This window comes from Burkholderia sp. KJ006 (assembly GCF_000262695.1).
Classification (GTDB): domain Bacteria; phylum Pseudomonadota; class Gammaproteobacteria; order Burkholderiales; family Burkholderiaceae; genus Burkholderia; species Burkholderia vietnamiensis.
The window spans coordinates 1895512-1911849 of record NC_017921.1 but is presented as its reverse complement, the minus strand read 5'-3'; the positions used below and the strand labels follow the sequence as shown (position 1 = coordinate 1911849).

Here is a 16338-nt window from a genome sequence, read left to right as displayed (position 1 = left end):
AGGATGCGAACATGTTGAAAGTCACCAAGGCCGTGTTCCCCGTTGCCGGTCTCGGCACGCGGTTCCTCCCAGCAACGAAGGCGAGCCCGAAGGAAATGCTGCCTGTCGTGGACAAGCCGCTGATCCAGTACGCGGTCGAGGAAGCGATCAACGCAGGTATCACGGAGATGATCTTCGTGACGGGGCGCAGCAAGCGCGCGATCGAGGATCATTTCGACAAGTCATACGAAATCGAGGCCGAACTCGAGGCGCGCGGCAAGGAAAAGCTGCTCGAGCTCGTGCGCGGCATCAAGCCGAGCAACGTGGACTGCTTCTACGTGCGTCAGCCGGAAGCGCTCGGGCTCGGCCATGCGGTGCTGTGCGCGGAAAAGCTCGTGCACGGCGAGCCGTTCGCGGTGATTCTCGCGGACGATCTGCTGCACGGCGAGCAGCCGGTGCTCAAGCAGCTCGTCGACGTGTTCGACCACTACCACAGCTCGGTGATCGGGGTCGAGACGATCGCGCGCGAGGACAGCCGCTCGTACGGCGTCGTCGAGGGCCGCGAATGGGAAGAGGACATCATCAAGCTGGCGGGCATCATCGAGAAGCCGGCGCCGGAAGATGCGCCGTCGAACCTCGGCGTGGTCGGCCGCTACGTGTTCATGCCGACGATCTTCGATCATCTGCGCCGGATCAAGCCGGGCGCGGGCGGCGAGCTGCAGCTCACCGACGCCGTGCAGTCGCTGCTCGCGAACGAACAGGTGCTCGCGTACCGCTACTACGGCACGCGTTTCGATTGCGGCAGCAAGCTCGGCTACCTGAAGGCAACCGTCGAGTTCGCGCTTCAGCATCCGGAAGTGAGCCGCGAATTCGAGGCGTATCTGCGTACCTGTCTGCCGGCGCTCGCTGCCGTCGCATAAGTAGCCCCGCTCCTTTCGCTGTTTCAGGTGGTGGTTGTTCCGTTGGCCCCGGCCGCTTCGCGCGCCGGGGCATTTTTGCGTGCGTACGTGCGATGCGGTGGCAACGGTGGGGTGGTGGGCGCGTCATGCGCGCGGTCGATCGGCCGCTGTCCGGGGGAGTGGGCTACGCGTGCGGCTGCCGGGCCGCTGCGTTGCGTGTCGCGACCGGCTGCGCGCGCGGGGTGGGGTGCGTGGCGGGTGCGCGCGTCGGGACGCGCACATGGGGGCACACACGTCCGCACGGACATGTCGGGACGCATATGTCGGGAGACACACGTTGGGGCGGCCACGTCGGGACACGCACGCCGGAGCGTACCCGGCGGGACACACGCGCCGGGACGCATATGTCGGAACCCACCTGTCGGGTCGGCCGTGTCGGGACGCACACATCGGGACGAGCACGTAGGCGCGCGTGTAGGGATGCACCCGTCAGGGCCTCTATGTTGGGATACGCACATCGGGACGCACCGGTCGGTCGCATATGCCAGGACGCACATCTCGCGATGCACCCATCGAAGCGCGCACGTCGAGCCGCATCGGCCAGCGCTTACGGTTGGATGCGCGTGGCGGTTCGAGCACGTCGGCACGGAACGCGTATGCAACAAATCCATCGCGGCAACGTTAGCCGGGCTCGCAATCAACCACCCAACCCGCCGCGCGAACGTCGCCGGCCATAGCGCCGTCGTCGCTAAGATCCGCCGTTCCGTCAGCGCGCAGACGCGCTCGGCCGCGCGACGAAGTACCGCGCGAGCATCGCGGCGATCGGCTTCTTGAAGTCGAGCAGGCGCTTTTCGAGGTAGCGCCACGACAGATGAGCGAGCAGCACGGCGAGCGCGAACTGCAGCAGCTCGGGCAGCGCGTCGCGCACGAACGCGGGCAGCGGCACGCGCGCAAACAGCGCGGGCATCGTGCCGAAGCGCGCCGGCACCAGGTTGTGGAACAGGTAGAAGCCGTAGCTGATCGTGCCGAGGTAGACGAGCGGCGCCCAGTCGAGCAGCGCGACGGCCGGATGGTCCGGCTCTGTGACGATCCACAGCATCAGCGAGCCGAGCGACGCCGACAGGCCGAGATCCGCGAGCCCCGTGACGACGTCCGGCAGCGGCGTGAGCGCGGGCAGCGCGAGAAAGAACACGACGCCCGCCGCGCCGACCCATCCCGGCGGCACGCGACGCAGGACGCCGCGGCCGTGATCCGCGAGCGCCATCGCACCCACGCCGCCCAGTGCGATCAGCGCGAAATTCCACGGCGAAAACGCGTAGATCAGCACCGGCGATGCATCGACCGCATACAGCGCGAGATGCGCGAGCGCACACAGCGCGACGGCCGCGACGCCGAGCGCGACATGGCGCGCGGCCGGCACCGCGAGCAGCGTGAGCGGCGCGATCAGATAGAACTGCTGCTCGACCGCGAGGCTCCAGAAGTGCGACGTGGAGCCCGGCCAGCCGTCCTTGACGACGCCGATCCAGTAATTGGACAGGAACGTCGCGTGCCACGCGAGGCCGAGTTTGACGCCGCGCTGGTAGAACAGCGCGTGCGCGATCGCGAGCGCGGCGAGCAGCAGGTAGTAGACGGGAAAGATCCGCAGCGCGCGCTTCGCGAGGAACAGCGCGAGCGCATGACGGCGCGTCATCGTGCCGCATTCGATCGCCTGACGGTTGCGATGCAGTTCGCCGACGATCAGGAATCCGCTGATGATGAAGAACGTCCACACACCGAGCTTGCCCACGTCGACGGCGAGGACGTGGCCCTTGTGGGACAGGAAAACGAGAATGACGGCGATGGCTCGCAGGCCGTCGAGTCCTTTGACGTATCTGACTTCGCGCATGAAGGCATCCGGGGCACTGAGCGAGGCCAGTATAGGTGCGCAAATATCGAACGTAATTCGCGTTCGGCTGCGTTCGAGCACTGCGTTCGACGCATACGTGCAGGCGTTTTTCGATGCTCGAACGTCGGCGAAGTCGGTCGAGCGCAACAAAACCTGCGGGAAACCCCGCGAAAACGCACAAAAGTACTCCACGAAGCGTCGACGCGCTTGTAGAATCCGGCGTTGAAGCGCGCGCGTTGCACGCTTCGTGTATCCAACGACCACACCTGGTAGGAGAAACATGGCGACTTCCGCAAAAAAGGTGGCCAAGAAGGCTGCCGCACCGGCCACCAAGAAAGTGGCTGCCAAAAAGGCTGCGCCCGCGAAGAAAGTAGTGGCCAAGAAGGCTGCCGCGAAGGCAGCACCGGCCGCTCCGACGCCGCTGAAGGACAAGTTCACGAAGGCATCGCTCGCAACGCACATCGCTGAGCGCGCAGCTGTCGAAGTGAAGGCGGTCAAGGCAGTGCTCGTCGCACTCGAGAACGTCGTGCTGGGCTCGATCCACAAGAAGGGCGCGGGCGAATTCACGCTGCCGGGTCTGCTGAAGATCACGGCGCAAGTCGTGCCGGCGAAGAAGAAGCGCTTCGGCAAGGATCCGTTCTCGGGCGAAGAGCGCTGGTTCCCGGCGAAGCCGGCCAGCGTGCGCGTCAAGGCACGTGCGCTGAAGAAGCTGAAGGACGCTGCTGCGTAATGCAGCGTGACGGTCGCCGCGTCCACGCCGGCGACCGTTGCAACGTCCGACGATCCCCGTACGCGAAAGCGTGCGGGGATTTTTCATTGATGGCGTCGGCCGCGCGGCCGATCGTGTGCGGCACGACGCGATGCGCTCGCGCCGACCGATGCGCTCGCGCGCGCTGCGCACGTGGCGAACGCGACGCGCTGCAGTATGCAGTAGCCGGCGGCACGCGCGCGGCGGCTGGCGTCAGTTCGCCGTGCCGGCGTAGGCAGCCTGCAACGCGGCAACGTCGAACTTCGTCATCTGCATCATCGCGGCGGCCACGCGCCCGGCCTTGACCGTGTCGCGATCGGCCATCATCGGGATCAGCGCGTCCGGCACGATCTGCCACGACACGCCGAACCGGTCGCGCAGCCAGCCGCAGCCGTCGGCGGTGCCGCCGTTGTCGAGCAGCGCGCTCCAGTAGCGGTCGAGCTCGGCCTGGTCCGCGCAACTGACCATCAGCGAAACCGTGTGGTTGAACGTCTCGGTGCGCGGATGGCTCATCGCGATGAACGGCTGGCCGAACAGTTCGAATTCGACCATCCGCGTGCCGGCGGTCCCCTGTACCGCGGTGACGCGCACGACCCGCGAGTTCGGGAAAATGCCCGCATAGAACGCCGCGGCCTCTTCGGCTTCGGTCGTATACCAGAGGAACGGCGTGATCTTCTGAATCGTCATCGAGCGTCTCCTGTCAGGTGTCGGGGAAGGCTGGCAATTCGCCTCCCGCCATCGTTACGACGCACGACGTACGTCGAAATCGACAGCTGGCAGCATACGCGGTTCAGGTTCGGGCGGACGCCGGCAACACGTAGTGCCGGGCACGGGTTCGGCATGCGCTCAGGCACGCGACAGACGGCCCGAGCGCCGCTGTCGAACGCCGCCGATACTGTCCGTCACAGGACGCGCATCGGGCGGCCGACATCGCGCCGCCACGCACGGGACGAAAAAAAACCAGCCGCGGCCGAAGCCGGGGCTGGTTTTGCAGTTCGGCGACATGGCGTCGAAGACGCCATGCACACCGGAAACGTACTTCTTAGAACTTGTGGCGCAGGCCGAGTGCGACGATTTCCTGCGAGCTCGTGCCGGCGACGCCGTACGAACCGATCGCTGCTTGCGCATCGGTGCCGTCCGCGTTCTTGCCGCTGGCGTGCTGATACGCGCCAACCAGGTAGACGTCCGTGCGCTTCGACAGCGAGTAGTCGGCGCCGAGCGAAACCTGATGGTACTTGCCGTTGTTGTTGCCGCTACCCTTCGTGTAGATGTAGCCGAGGCCCAGCAGCAGCGGTGCCGACGCCTGGTACGTGACGAACCCGCGACCCGTGTTGTACTTCTGGTTCGTACCGAACGTCGAGTTCGCGTCTGCCTTGTACTGCGCGTTGCTGTAGCCGGCGCCAACCGTGACCGGGCCGAACGCGTATTGCGCGGCAACCTGAGCGATGCCGATCGACGCCGCCGACGTGAACGCGTTGTTGATGAACGTGGTGCCCGAATCGCCGTCGAAGATCGAGTCCGACGTGCCTGCCCAGCCGGTGCGCTGGCCAGCCGCATTCAGTGCCGACGCGTTGCTTGCGTGGAAGTAGCCTGCAGCCACGCCGAGCGGGCCGTTGTTGTAGGCTGCTGCCGCTGCCCACGTCTGGCCCTTGCCGGTTGCGCCAGCGACGCCGCCAAGTGCGTACATGCCTTCGAATTGCAGACCGCCCCAGACCGGCGACGTGTACTTGATCGCGTTGCTGACGCGCAGGCTGTTGTCGTTGTTGTCGACGTCGCCCGGCGTAGCGAACACGCTGCCGAAGTAGTTGTCAGCCGTCACTGCCTGAACCAGGTCGACCAGCGGGTCGTACTGGCGGCCGAGCGTCAGCGTACCGTACTGGTCGCTCTGCAGACCGACGAATGCCTGGCGGCCGAACATGCGCTGGCCTTGGCCCAGTGCGCCGTTCGTCGAGTTGAAGCCGTTTTCCACCTGGAAGATTGCCTTCAGGCCGCCACCGAGGTCTTCGGTACCCTTCAGGCCCCAGCGGGCACCTTGCAGGTTGCCGCTGCCCATCGACCACGAATTGTTGCCTTGACCAGCGTTACCGTGAATGTAGGTGATCGACGTGTCGATCACGCCGTACAGCGTGACGCTCGATTGAGCGTGAGCGGCGCCGGCTGCGCCCAGCAGGGCCAGCGACAGGGTCGAGAGAGCAAGTTTCTTCATCGTTGAGTATCTCCACGCAAGTGATTCGTGATTCGTTATTTGTTGCGGATTGGAGAATAGCTCAGTGCAATACGGGCAAGAAAGCCCAAAAAATAAAGTGTCTCCAAAAGGTAACAGAGCGAAAAAATCCATATATATCAAGCACATCAACAACTGTTCCTGTTTTTGAAACAGTTGACAAGTTGTGCGCTGCGATTGTTGCAACAGTTGATGCGCCGTGCAGCAACAGCACGTATTTCGCCGTTGTGTGCACAGAAATCGAAGTGTGCAAACGTTTGCCGATGCAGATGGCGGCGGCACGCGATGCAAACGGCATCTCAACGCGTCACGAAAGGGGCGACGGCGCGGGGCTTGCGAAACGCTGCGCGTTCGCGTAATGGCACGCGGCCGCTACGGCGTCAGTTGCCGGGCGCGCGCTTGGCGGGAGGCTGCGGCGGCGCCGATGCAGCGGGCAGCGGGTCGCCGCGGCGATGCGCATCGCCGCGCGCGGCCGCGAATTCAGCCCCGAGCAGCAGCACGGCCGCCGAGAAGTACAGCCACATCAGCAGCACCGCGAACGACCCGGCCGCACCGAACGCGCTCGCCGTGCCGGCCCGCGCCAGATACAGCGCGAACAGCTTCTTGCCTCCAGAGAACAGGATGGCCGACACGACTCCGCCGACCATGGCGTCGCGCCACGCGACGCGCGCGTCGGGCAGGAACTTCATCAACGCGGCGAACGCGCCGGCCAGCACCGCGATGCCGACGAAGAACTGCAGCACGTTGGTGATGAATACGTATGGCGAATCGCCGAGCAGCCACGTGCCGACGAACGTGATCGCCGTGTCGAGCACCAGCGAAACGATCAGCAGGAAAGCGACGCCGAGCACGAGCCCGAACGACACCAGTCGCACGCGCACGAGCCCGAGCATGCTCGACCAGCGGTTTTCGGTGCTCGGCCAGATCACGCTCAGCGCGGTGTTCAGCGACGCGAACGTCGCCGACGCGCCGATCGCGAGCGCCGCGAACGAAATCAGCGTGGCGATGCCGCCGCTGCTGCCCGCGCGATGCGCGTTCTGCACGATCGTCTGGATGCTGGCCGCCGCATCGTCGCCGATCAGCTGGTGCGCCTGCTCGAACACCTGGCCGCGCGCGGCGTCGTCGCCGAAGAACCAGCCGGCCACCGCGATCACCATCACGAGCGTCGGCGCGAGCGAGAACGCCGAGAAGAACGCGATGCCGGCGGCCATCGCCGAGCAGCGGTCGGAGGAGAAGCGCTTGAACGCGTTGAGTGCCCAGTTCGCCTGCTGCTGCGCGAGACGGGTGGCTTCGGACGTGATCGGTCGTTTCATGACGGTTCGGTCTGTTGATGAACGCGGGTGAACGCGGGGCGTCGGTGGAGCGGGCATATCGGTATTGATCCGAGGATTCGATCATAGTTGCCTGAACTGTCTATAATTCCTTTCAGCTTCACCCCAACCTCACAAAATCGCCCGAGACCACCATGCTACAAATGTCCCGGCGCCAGTTCCTGAAGGTGACGGCCACGTCGCTTGCCGGATCGAGTCTTGCCCTGCTGGGCTTTTCTCCGACGCAAGCGCTCGCGGAAGTCCGACAGTACAAGCTGGCGCGCACAGTCGAAACGCGCAACACCTGTCCGTATTGCTCAGTCGGTTGCGGCATCCTGATGTACGGCCTCGGCGACGGCGCGAAGAACGCGCAGTCGAGCATCATCCACATCGAAGGCGACCCCGACCATCCGGTCAATCGCGGCACGCTGTGCCCGAAGGGTGCGAGCCTGATCGACTTCATCCACAGCCCGAACCGCCTGACGCGTCCCGAGTACCGCGCGCCGGGCTCGGACACGTGGCAGCCCATCTCGTGGGGCGACGCGCTCGACCGCATCGCGAAGCTGATGAAGGCCGACCGCGACGCGAATTTCGTCGAGACGACCGACGACGGCGCCAGGGTCAACCGCTGGCTGACCACCGGCATGCTGGCCGCATCGGCGGGCAGCAACGAAGTCGGCTACCTGACGCACAAGGCTGTGCGCAGCCTCGGAATGCTCGTATTCGATAATCAGGCGCGTGTCTGACATGGCCCGACGGTGGCAGGTCTTGCCCCGACGTTTGGCCGTGGAGCGATGACGAACCATTGGGTCGACATCAAGAACGCGGACGTGATTCTCGTGATGGGCGGCAATGCAGCCGAGGCCCATCCGTGCGGTTTCAAGTGGGTGACGGAGGCGAAGGCGCACCGCAAGGCGCGACTGATCGTCGTCGACCCGCGCTTTACGCGTACGGCGTCGGTCGCCGACTATTACGCGCCGATCCGCACCGGCACCGACATCGTCTTTCTGGGCGGCGTCATCAACTATCTGCTGACGAACGACAAGATCCAGCATGAGTACGTGAAGAACTACACGGACTTCTCGTTCATCGTGCGCGAGGATTTTGCGTTCAACGACGGCATCTATTCCGGCTACGACGCCGAGAAGCACGCGTACCCCGACAAGTCCAGCTGGGACTACGAGCGCGGCGACGACGGCTTCGTGAAGGTCGACCCGACGCTGCAGCATCCGCGCTGCGTCTACAACCTGCTGAAGCAGCACTACGGGCGCTATACGGCCGAGCTCGTCCAGCAGGTGTGCGGCACGCCGAAGGAGAAATTCCTGAAGGTGTGCGAGATGCTCGCGACCACGGCCGTGCCCGGCCGCGCCGGCACGGTGCTGTACGCGCTCGGCTGGACCCACCATTCGATCGGCGCGCAGATCATCCGCACCGGCGCGATGGTGCAGCTGCTGCTCGGCAACATCGGCATCGCCGGCGGCGGGATGAACGCGCTGCGCGGCCACTCGAACATCCAGGGGCTGACGGATCTCGGGTTGATGTCGAACCTGCTGCCCGGTTACATGACGCTCCCGATGCAGGCCGAGCAGGACTTCGACGGCTATATCAAGAAGCGCGCGCAGCAGCCGCTGCGGCCGAACCAGCTCAGCTACTGGAAGAACTACAAGGCGTTCCACGTCAGTTTCATGAAGTCGTGGTGGGGCGACGCGGCCAGCGCCGACAACAACTGGGCGTACGACTACCTGCCGAAGCTCGACAAGCAGTACGACCTGCTGCAGGCAATCGAGTTGATGAGTGCCGGCAAGATGAACGGCTACATCTGCCAGGGCTTCAACCCGCTCGCGGCCGCGCCGTCGAAGGCGAAGACGGCCGCCGGGCTCGCCAGGCTGAAGTGGCTGGTGGTGATGGACCCGCTCGCGACCGAGACGTCCGAATTCTGGAAGCCGCACGGCGATTTCAACGACGTCGACGCGTCGAAGATCCAGACCGAGGTGTTCCGGCTGCCGACCACGTGCTTCGCCGAGGAGAACGGCTCGCTCGTCAGTTCGAGCCGCGTGCTCCAATGGCACTGGAAGGGCGCGGAGCCGCCGGGCGAGGCGCGCAGCGATCTCGAGATCATGTCGGGGCTGTTCCTGCGGATGCGCAAGATGTACCAGGCGGAGGGCGGCAAGTACCCGGACCCGATCGTGAACCTCACGTGGCCGTACGCGAACCCCGAGAGCCCGACGCCCGAAGAACTGGCGATGGAGTTCAACGGCCGTGCGCTCGCCGACTTGCCCGACCCGAAGGATCCGACGAAGACGCTCGTGAAGAAGGGCGAGCAGCTCGCCGCGTTCGCGCAGCTGAAGGACGACGGCACGACCGCGAGCGGCTGCTGGATCTTCTGCGGCGCGTGGACGCAGGCCGGCAACCAGATGGCGCGACGCGACAACGCCGATCCGACCGGCATCGGCCAGACGCTGAACTGGGCGTGGGCGTGGCCGGCCAACCGGCGGATCCTGTACAACCGCGCGTCGTGCGACGTGAGCGGTAAGCCGTTCGACCCGACCCGCAAGCTGATCGGCTGGAACGGCAGCGCGTGGAAGGGCGCCGACGTGCCGGACTTCAAGGCCGACGAGCCGCCGGAGAACGGGATGGGGCCGTTCATCATGAATCCGGAAGGCGTCGCGCGCTTCTTTGCGCGCGCGGCGATGAACGAAGGTCCGTTCCCCGAGCACTACGAGCCGTTCGAGACGCCGCTCGCCGCGAACCCGCTGCACCCCGACAACCCGCAGGCGCTGAACAACCCGGCCGCCCGCGTGTTCGCGGACGACCGCGCGTCGTTCGGCAAGGTGTCGGAGTTCCCGCACGTCGCGACGACGTACCGCCTCACCGAGCATTTCCATTACTGGACCAAGCATGCGCGGCTGAACGCGATCATCCAGCCCGAGCAATTCGTCGAGATCGGCGAAGACCTCGCGAAGGAAGTCGGCGTCGCGCACGGCGATCGCGTGAAGGTGTCGTCCAAGCGCGGCTACATCGTCGCGGTCGCGCTCGTCACGAAGCGGATCAAACCGCTGACGATCGACGGCAAGAAGGTTCAGACGGTCGGCGTGCCGTTGCACTGGGGCTTCAAGGGAGTGGCGAAGCCCGGCTATCTCGCGAACACCCTGACTCCGTCCGTCGGCGACGGCAACTCGTACACACCGGAATTCAAGTCGTTCCTGGTGAAGGTCGAAAAGGCGTAAGGGGAAAGAGATGGCATTGCAATCGCTGGATATCAAGCGCGTCTCGGCCACCACGACGCCGCCGCCCACGGCGCGCGAACCGGTGACCGGGAGCGTCGCGAAGCTGATCGACGTATCGAAGTGCATCGGCTGCAAGGCATGCCAGACGGCGTGCATGGAGTGGAACGACCTGCGCGACGAGGTCGGCACCAACGTCGGCATCTACGACAATCCGGCCGACCTGTCGGAGCACTCGTGGACGGTGATGCGGTTCGCCGAATACGAGAACCCGGCCGGCGACCTCGAGTGGCTGATCCGCAAGGACGGCTGCATGCACTGCGAGGACCCGGGCTGCCTGAAGGCGTGCCCGTCGCCGGGCGCGATCGTGCAGTACAACAACGGGATCGTCGATTTCCACGAGGAGAACTGCATCGGTTGCGGCTATTGCGTGACCGGCTGCCCGTTCAACGTTCCGCGGATCTCGAAGAAGGACCATCGCGCGTACAAGTGCACGCTGTGTTCCGATCGCGTCGCGGTCGGCCAGGAGCCGGCGTGCGTGAAGACCTGCCCGACCGGCGCGATCGTGTTCGGCACCAAGGAGGACATGAAGCAGCACGCGGCCGAGCGCATCGAGGACCTCAAGGAGCGCGGCTTCGAGCATGCGGGGCTGTACGACCCGCAGGGCGTCGGCGGTACGCACGTGATGTACGTGCTGCACCACGCGGACAAGCCGTCGCTGTACCACGGGCTGCCCGACAATCCGTCGATCAGCCCGATGGTGAAGCTCTGGAAGGGCATCGCGAAGCCGCTCGCGGTCGCCGGGCTCGCGCTCACCGCGCTGGCCGGGTTCTTCCATTACACGCGGGTCGGTCCGAACGAGGTCAGCGACGACGAGGAAGCCGCCGCCCGCGACGAGGCGCGACGCATCAAGGAGGACGCGAAATGAAGCACGACGACCCCAACCTGATCGTCCGCTACACGCCGAACGAGCGGAGCAACCACTGGATCACCGCGATCACGTTCGTGCTGCTCGCGCTGTCCGGGCTCGCGCTGTTCCATCCGTCGATGTTCTGGCTCACCGCGCTGTTCGGCGGCGGCCAGTGGACGCGGATTCTGCATCCGTTCGTCGGCGTCGTGATGTTCGTGTCGTTCGCGATTCTCGTGGTGCGCTTCTGGCATCACAACGTGCTCGACGCGGACGATCGGCAATGGCTGAAGCAGATCGGCGACGTGGTGAACAACCGGGAGGACCGGCTGCCGCCGGTGGGGCGCTATAACGCCGGACAGAAGCTGCTATTCTTCACGCTGGTGGCTTGCCTGCTGCTGCTCCTGCTGTCCGGGATCGTGATCTGGCGTCGCTATTTCTCGTTCTACTTCCCGATCGGCGTGATCCGCGCGGCGGCCGTCGTGCATGCGGCGGCGGCGTTCGTGCTGATTGCGAGCATCATCGTGCACATTTACGCGGCGTTGTGGGTGAAAGGCTCGATCGGCGCGATGGTGCGCGGCACCGTCACGCTGGGCTGGGCCCGCAAGCATCACCCGAAGTGGTTCCGTGAGAGCGTGAAGTAGCGCATCGGCGCGCACGCCACGCCGGCTTCGGCGTGGCGTTGCGCGAACCGCAGGAATCGCCCCCGAAGCGCCGATTCGTCGGCGCTTGTTTTTTGGAAGACATACTCGTGACACAACGCATTCTCGAGCCGACCGAGATCTCGGCACTCGATCATTCGGCCATTCCGCGCTTTCGTCTGCCGGAGCGCGGCTCCGTGTTCGCGGCGCGCGCCGCGCGGCTGCGCAAGCTCGCCGACCTGAACCCGATCAGCGGCTATCTGCGGCTGATGGCGACCGTGGCCGACGCGCAGCACGCGACGCTGCAGGCGCTGAACCTGCCGCTGCCGTCGCCCGAGGCGATCGCACGCGCGCAGCAGCATTCGATGCCGCTCGTGCCGGCGCTCGACGGCGAACGCAATCCGCAGTGGCGGGCCGTGCTGTACGAGCTGCTCGATCGCGTCGAAAGCGCCGGGCTCGTCAATCCGTCGCTCGCGAAGCTGCTCGACCGGCTGCGCCTGACGGCGCCCGCCGAACTCGACGCGCAGGCCGACGCGATCCTCGCGCTGCGCTTCGCCGAAGTCGACCCGGCCACCGCGCCGTTCCTGATGGCCGCGCTGCAGGTCGTGTGGACCGACCTCGCGAGCCGCGTCGCGCCGGCCGACGTGCCGTATCTCGACCAGCCCGGCTTGTGCCCGGTGTGCGGCACGCACCCGGTCGCGAGCGTCGTGCGCGTCGGCGGCCAGTTCCAGGGCTACCGCTTCCTGCAATGCGGGCTGTGCACGACCGAGTGGCACATGGTGCGCACCAAGTGCTCGCACTGCGATTCGACCAAGGGCATCGCGTACCACGGGATCGAAGGCGGCAGCGAAGCGGTGAAGGCCGAATCGTGCGACGAATGCAAGACCTATCGCAAGATCGGCTATCAGGAGAAGGACTACGAATTCGAGCCGCTCGCCGACGATCTCGCGAGCCTCACGCTCGACCTTCTGATGAACGAAGCCGGCTACCAGCGCAGTTCGCCGAACCCGCTGCTGTGGCCCGACGTGTCGCGCGAAGCGGACGCCGACCGAGCAGACTGAGCGCGTGACACCGCAGCCCGCCGCGCGCCGGCTGCGGGCCGCGCATCGAAATGGAGCCACTTCGACGTGACCGAACCCGGTTTGAATGAACTGAATGCCGTCCTCGCGCGCGTGCCGTCGGTGGAGCGCGTGTTGTCGTCGGCGCCGCTGCAGCCGCTGCTCGCCGACTACGGCCGCACGCGCGTGCTGAACGCGGTGCGCGCCGAGCTCGAACGCTGGCGCAGCGACGCTCGCACCGATCCTGCCGCGGCCGAGCCGCTCGACGAGGCGCGCATCGCTGCCGCCGTCGCGCGCACGCTCGCCGCGCAGAGCGCGAGCGCGGTGCGGCCGGTATTCAATCTGACCGGCACCGTGCTGCACACGAACCTCGGGCGCGCGCTGTTGCCGGACGACGCGGTGCGCGCGGTGGTCGACGCGCTCACGCAGCCCGTCAACCTCGAATTCGATCTCGCGACCGGCCGTCGCGGCGACCGCGACGACCTGATCGACGCGCTGCTGTGCGAGCTGACCGGCGCGGAAGCCGCGACCGTCGTCAACAACAATGCCGCAGCGGTGCTGCTCGCGCTGTCGGCGCTGGCCCCGAAGCGCGAAGTGATCGTGTCGCGCGGCGAGCTGGTCGAGATCGGCGGCGCGTTCCGGATTCCCGACATCATGAGCCGCGCGGGCGCGAAGCTGCGCGAAGTCGGCACGACCAACCGCACGCATCTGCGCGATTACGCGGACGCGATCGGCCCGCGCACTGCTCTGCTGATGAAGGTGCATTGCAGCAACTACGCGATCAGCGGCTTCACGCGCGAAGTGGCGCTCGCCGAGCTCGCGCCGCTCGCGCGCGAGCACGGGCTGCCGGTCGCGGTCGATCTCGGCAGCGGTACGCTGGCCGATCTGACGCAATGGGGCTTGCCGCACGAGACGACCGTGCAGGAGACGATCGCGGCCGGCGCGAACCTCGTCACGTTCAGCGGCGACAAGCTGCTCGGCGGTCCGCAGGCCGGCCTGATAGCCGGCGACCGCGCGCTGATCGCGAAGATCAAGAAGCATCCGCTCAAGCGTGCACTGCGCGTCGGCAAGCTGACGCTCGCCGCGCTCGAACCGGTGCTGCGGCTCTACCAGGCGCCCGAATTTCTGCGCGAGCGGCTCACGACGCTGCGCCTGCTGACGCGGCCGCAGCGCGACATCGCCGCCGCGGCCGAGCGCTTGCGCGCGCCGTTGCAGGCGGCGCTCGGCAGCGGCTACGACGTGCAGGTCGAGCCGATGTTCAGCCAGATCGGCAGCGGTGCGCTGCCGGTCGACCAGTTGCCGAGCGCCGGGCTCGTCGTGCGCACGCCGGACGGCAAGCGCGGCGGCCGGGCGCTCGCGCAGCTGGAGAAGCGGCTGCGCGAATGGCCGCGACCGGTGATCGGCCGGATCGCCGACAACGCGCTGCGGCTCGACCTGCGCTGCGTCGAAGCCGCCGACGAAGCGGTCCTCGTCGCGCAATGCGTGCAGATCGCGGGGCCGGCTGCATGATCGTCGGCACTGCGGGACATATCGACCACGGCAAGACAACGCTCGTGCGCGCGCTCACGGGCGTCGACACCGACCGGCTGAAGGAGGAGAAGGCGCGCGGCATCTCGATCGAGCTCGGCTATGCGTACACGCCGCTCGAGAACGGCGACGTGCTCGGCCTGATCGACGTGCCCGGCCACGAGAAGCTGATCCACACGATGGCGGCCGGCGCGTGCGGGATCGATTTCGCGCTCGTCGTGATCGCCGCCGACGACGGCGTGATGCCGCAGACCCGCGAGCATCTCGCGATCCTGCAATTGCTCGGCGTCACGCATGGCGCGGTCGCGCTGACGAAGTGCGATCGTGTCGACGCCGCGCGCGTGGGCGCCGTGCGCGACGAGATCGCCGCATGGCTGCATGGGTCGACGCTCGACGGCGCGCCGGTGTTCGACACGTGCGCGACGCGCGCGGACGACGCCGGCGTCGCCGCATTGAAACGTCACCTCGCCGACGCGGCGTTCGCGTGGCGCGCGCGCCGCGACGACGGGCTGTTCCGGCTCGCCGTCGATCGCGTGTTCACGCTCGCCGGGCAGGGCACCGTCGTGACGGGCACCGCGTTCGCGGGCCGCGTGACGACCGGCGACACGCTTGCGATCGTGCGCACCGGCCGCGCGGCACGCGTGCGCAGCATCCATGCGCAGAATCGGCCGGTGGACACCGGCCATGCGGGCGAGCGCTGCGCGCTGAACCTGGCCGGCGTCGAGAAGGCGGACGTCGAGCGCGGCGATACCGTCGCCGATGCGCGGCTGGTCGCAACGTCGCCGCGGCTCGACGTCGAATTGACGCTGCTCGCCGATGCGGGATTGACGCTGACGCACTGGGCGCCGCTGCACGTGCATCTCGGCACGCTGCATCGCGTCGCGCACGTCGCGCTGCTCGACGGCGACATGCTCGCGGCCGGGCAGCGGATGCGCGTGCAACTGGTGTTCGACGAGCCGGTGTTCGCGCTGCCGGGCGATCGCTTCATCGTTCGCAACCCGCAGGCGACGCGCACGGTCGGCGGCGGCCGCGTGCTCGACCCGTTCGGCCCGGCGCGCAAGCGGCGCACGCTGGCGCGCCGCGCGTGGCTCGATGCGCTCGCGACGTGGCTCGACGAAGGGCGGCTCGATGCATTGCTCGCACAGGCGCCGCTCGGGATCGCGCGCGCGACGCTCACGCACCTGACGGGCTTCGCGCCTGACGCATTGGCGTTGCCGACGGACGCGCTTTCGATCGGTCAGCGCGAGCGCGGTGCGTCGAACGACGGCAACGTGATCGCGCGTGCGCACTGGCAGGCGTTGCAGGCGCGCGCGATCGACACGCTGCGCGCGTATCACGAGCGCGTGCCGGACGAGCAGGGGCTCGATGCGGCGCGGCTGCGGCGCATGGCTGCGCCGCTGGTCGGCGATGCGCTGTGGCGTGCGCTGGTCGATGCGCTGGTGGACGGCGGCGACGTGACGCGCAGCGGGCCGTGGCTGCATTTGCCGACGCATGCGGTGAGCTTCGATGCCCGCGAGGACGCGCTGGCGCAACAACTGTTGCCGCCGATTCATGCGGGGCGTTTCGATCCGCCATGGGTGCGCGATCTCGCGCGCGAGACGGGCACGGCCGAGGACGCCGTGCGCGCGCTGTTGCGCAAGCTCGCGCGGCGCGGCGACGTGCATCAGGTCGTGCGCGATCTGTTCTATCACGCGGAGGTCGTGCGCGAGCTGGCCGCGCTCGTTGCGGAACTCGCGCCGATGCACGGCGGCGGCCTCGATGCGGCGACGTTTCGCGATGCGACCGGGCTTGGCCGCAAGCGTGCGATCCAGATTCTCGAGTTCTTCGACCGGGTTGGGTATACTCGCTTTCACCGCGATCTGCACTTCCTGCGGCCCGATAGCGGTTGGGCCGGTATTCAGGCGTAGGCGCTCGTCGGTTTTCCTGATTTTTCCCG

The 16338-nt window shown here is 66.8% G+C and carries 13 protein-coding genes; 8 read left to right on the top strand and 5 right to left on the bottom strand.

The features are described from left to right. Nucleotides 1-11 precede the first annotated feature (11 nt). Nucleotides 12-899, top strand: a complete 888-nt coding sequence (gene galU, locus MYA_RS22405; protein ID WP_011881778.1) for a UTP--glucose-1-phosphate uridylyltransferase GalU — start codon at nucleotides 12-14, stop codon at nucleotides 897-899. 745 nt (nucleotides 900-1644) lie between these two features. Here the strand turns inward: galU and MYA_RS22400 are convergent. After that, a complete protein-coding gene (locus MYA_RS22400; RefSeq protein ID WP_014725176.1) occupies nucleotides 1645-2763 on the bottom strand; it encodes an acyltransferase family protein in 1119 nt (372 codons plus the stop codon). A gap of 280 nt (nucleotides 2764-3043) precedes the next feature. Between MYA_RS22400 and MYA_RS22395 the strand changes: the two genes are divergently transcribed. Beyond that, nucleotides 3044-3493, top strand: coding sequence for an HU family DNA-binding protein (locus tag MYA_RS22395; protein ID WP_011881780.1), 450 nt, complete (start codon nucleotides 3044-3046; stop codon nucleotides 3491-3493). A 231-nt stretch (nucleotides 3494-3724) separates the two neighbouring features. On the opposite strand, the gene MYA_RS22390 is transcribed toward MYA_RS22395, so the two are convergent. From MYA_RS22390 to MYA_RS22380, 4 genes are all read right to left on the bottom strand, one after another. Further along, the gene (locus tag MYA_RS22390; RefSeq protein ID WP_014725175.1) at nucleotides 3725-4198 is read right to left on the bottom strand and encodes a VOC family protein; all 474 of its coding nucleotides are present in this window, start codon (nucleotides 4196-4198) and stop codon (nucleotides 3725-3727) included. Between the two features lie 355 nt (nucleotides 4199-4553). Next, nucleotides 4554-5717, bottom strand: a complete 1164-nt coding sequence (locus MYA_RS22385; protein WP_011881782.1) for a porin — start codon at nucleotides 5715-5717, stop codon at nucleotides 4554-4556. 61 nt (nucleotides 5718-5778) lie between these two features. Further along, entirely contained in the window at nucleotides 5779-6033 is a 255-nt protein-coding gene (locus MYA_RS31415) for a hypothetical protein (protein ID WP_124260004.1), read from the bottom strand. A gap of 82 nt (nucleotides 6034-6115) precedes the next feature. Then, nucleotides 6116-7048 (bottom strand): YihY/virulence factor BrkB family protein, encoded by a 933-nt coding sequence (locus tag MYA_RS22380; protein WP_014725173.1) that lies wholly within the window; start codon nucleotides 7046-7048, stop codon nucleotides 6116-6118. Between the two features lie 152 nt (nucleotides 7049-7200). Here MYA_RS22380 and fdnG point away from each other — a divergent pair, with 152 nt between their 5' ends. From fdnG to selB, 6 genes are all read left to right on the top strand, one after another. Further along, on the top strand, nucleotides 7201-10272 hold the full coding sequence (gene fdnG, locus MYA_RS22370; protein ID WP_080957658.1) for a formate dehydrogenase-N subunit alpha: 3072 nt from the start codon (nucleotides 7201-7203) through the stop codon (nucleotides 10270-10272). 10 nt (nucleotides 10273-10282) lie between these two features. Further along, nucleotides 10283-11197 carry a formate dehydrogenase subunit beta gene (gene fdxH, locus MYA_RS22365; RefSeq protein WP_014725172.1) on the top strand — a complete coding sequence of 305 codons (915 nt, stop codon included), beginning with the start codon at nucleotides 10283-10285 and terminating at the stop codon, nucleotides 11195-11197. Beyond that, nucleotides 11194-11820 (top strand): formate dehydrogenase subunit gamma, encoded by a 627-nt coding sequence (locus MYA_RS22360; protein WP_011881787.1) that lies wholly within the window; start codon nucleotides 11194-11196, stop codon nucleotides 11818-11820. Before fdxH ends, MYA_RS22360 begins: the two co-directional genes overlap by 4 nt. A gap of 107 nt (nucleotides 11821-11927) precedes the next feature. Then, complete coding sequence (gene fdhE / locus MYA_RS22355; protein ID WP_014725170.1) at nucleotides 11928-12878, top strand: formate dehydrogenase accessory protein FdhE; 951 nt, start codon at nucleotides 11928-11930, stop codon at nucleotides 12876-12878. A gap of 66 nt (nucleotides 12879-12944) precedes the next feature. Continuing rightward, nucleotides 12945-14384 carry an L-seryl-tRNA(Sec) selenium transferase gene (gene selA / locus MYA_RS22350; RefSeq protein WP_014725169.1) on the top strand — a complete coding sequence of 480 codons (1440 nt, stop codon included), beginning with the start codon at nucleotides 12945-12947 and terminating at the stop codon, nucleotides 14382-14384. Then, nucleotides 14381-16309, top strand: a complete 1929-nt coding sequence (gene selB / locus MYA_RS22345; protein ID WP_014725168.1) for a selenocysteine-specific translation elongation factor — start codon at nucleotides 14381-14383, stop codon at nucleotides 16307-16309. Before selA ends, selB begins: the two co-directional genes overlap by 4 nt. The last annotated feature ends 29 nt before the right edge of the window (nucleotides 16310-16338 follow it).

Bases quoted from the DNA above. Each gene is read 5' to 3' on its own strand.
- galU (WP_011881778.1), top strand. From the start codon at position 12: ATGTTGAAAGTCACCAAGGCCGTGTTCCCCGTTGCCGGTCTCGGCACG.
- MYA_RS22400 (WP_014725176.1), bottom strand. From the start codon at position 2,763: ATGCGCGAAGTCAGATACGTCAAAGGACTCGACGGCCTGCGAGCCATC.
- MYA_RS22395 (WP_011881780.1), top strand. From the start codon at position 3,044: ATGGCGACTTCCGCAAAAAAGGTGGCCAAGAAGGCTGCCGCACCGGCC.
- MYA_RS22390 (WP_014725175.1), bottom strand. From the start codon at position 4,198: ATGACGATTCAGAAGATCACGCCGTTCCTCTGGTATACGACCGAAGCC.
- MYA_RS22385 (WP_011881782.1), bottom strand. From the start codon at position 5,717: ATGAAGAAACTTGCTCTCTCGACCCTGTCGCTGGCCCTGCTGGGCGCA.
- MYA_RS31415 (WP_124260004.1), bottom strand. From the start codon at position 6,033: ATGCCGTTTGCATCGCGTGCCGCCGCCATCTGCATCGGCAAACGTTTG.
- MYA_RS22380 (WP_014725173.1), bottom strand. From the start codon at position 7,048: ATGAAACGACCGATCACGTCCGAAGCCACCCGTCTCGCGCAGCAGCAG.
- fdxH (WP_014725172.1), top strand. From the start codon at position 10,283: ATGGCATTGCAATCGCTGGATATCAAGCGCGTCTCGGCCACCACGACG.
- MYA_RS22360 (WP_011881787.1), top strand. From the start codon at position 11,194: ATGAAGCACGACGACCCCAACCTGATCGTCCGCTACACGCCGAACGAG.
- selB (WP_014725168.1), top strand. From the start codon at position 14,381: ATGATCGTCGGCACTGCGGGACATATCGACCACGGCAAGACAACGCTC.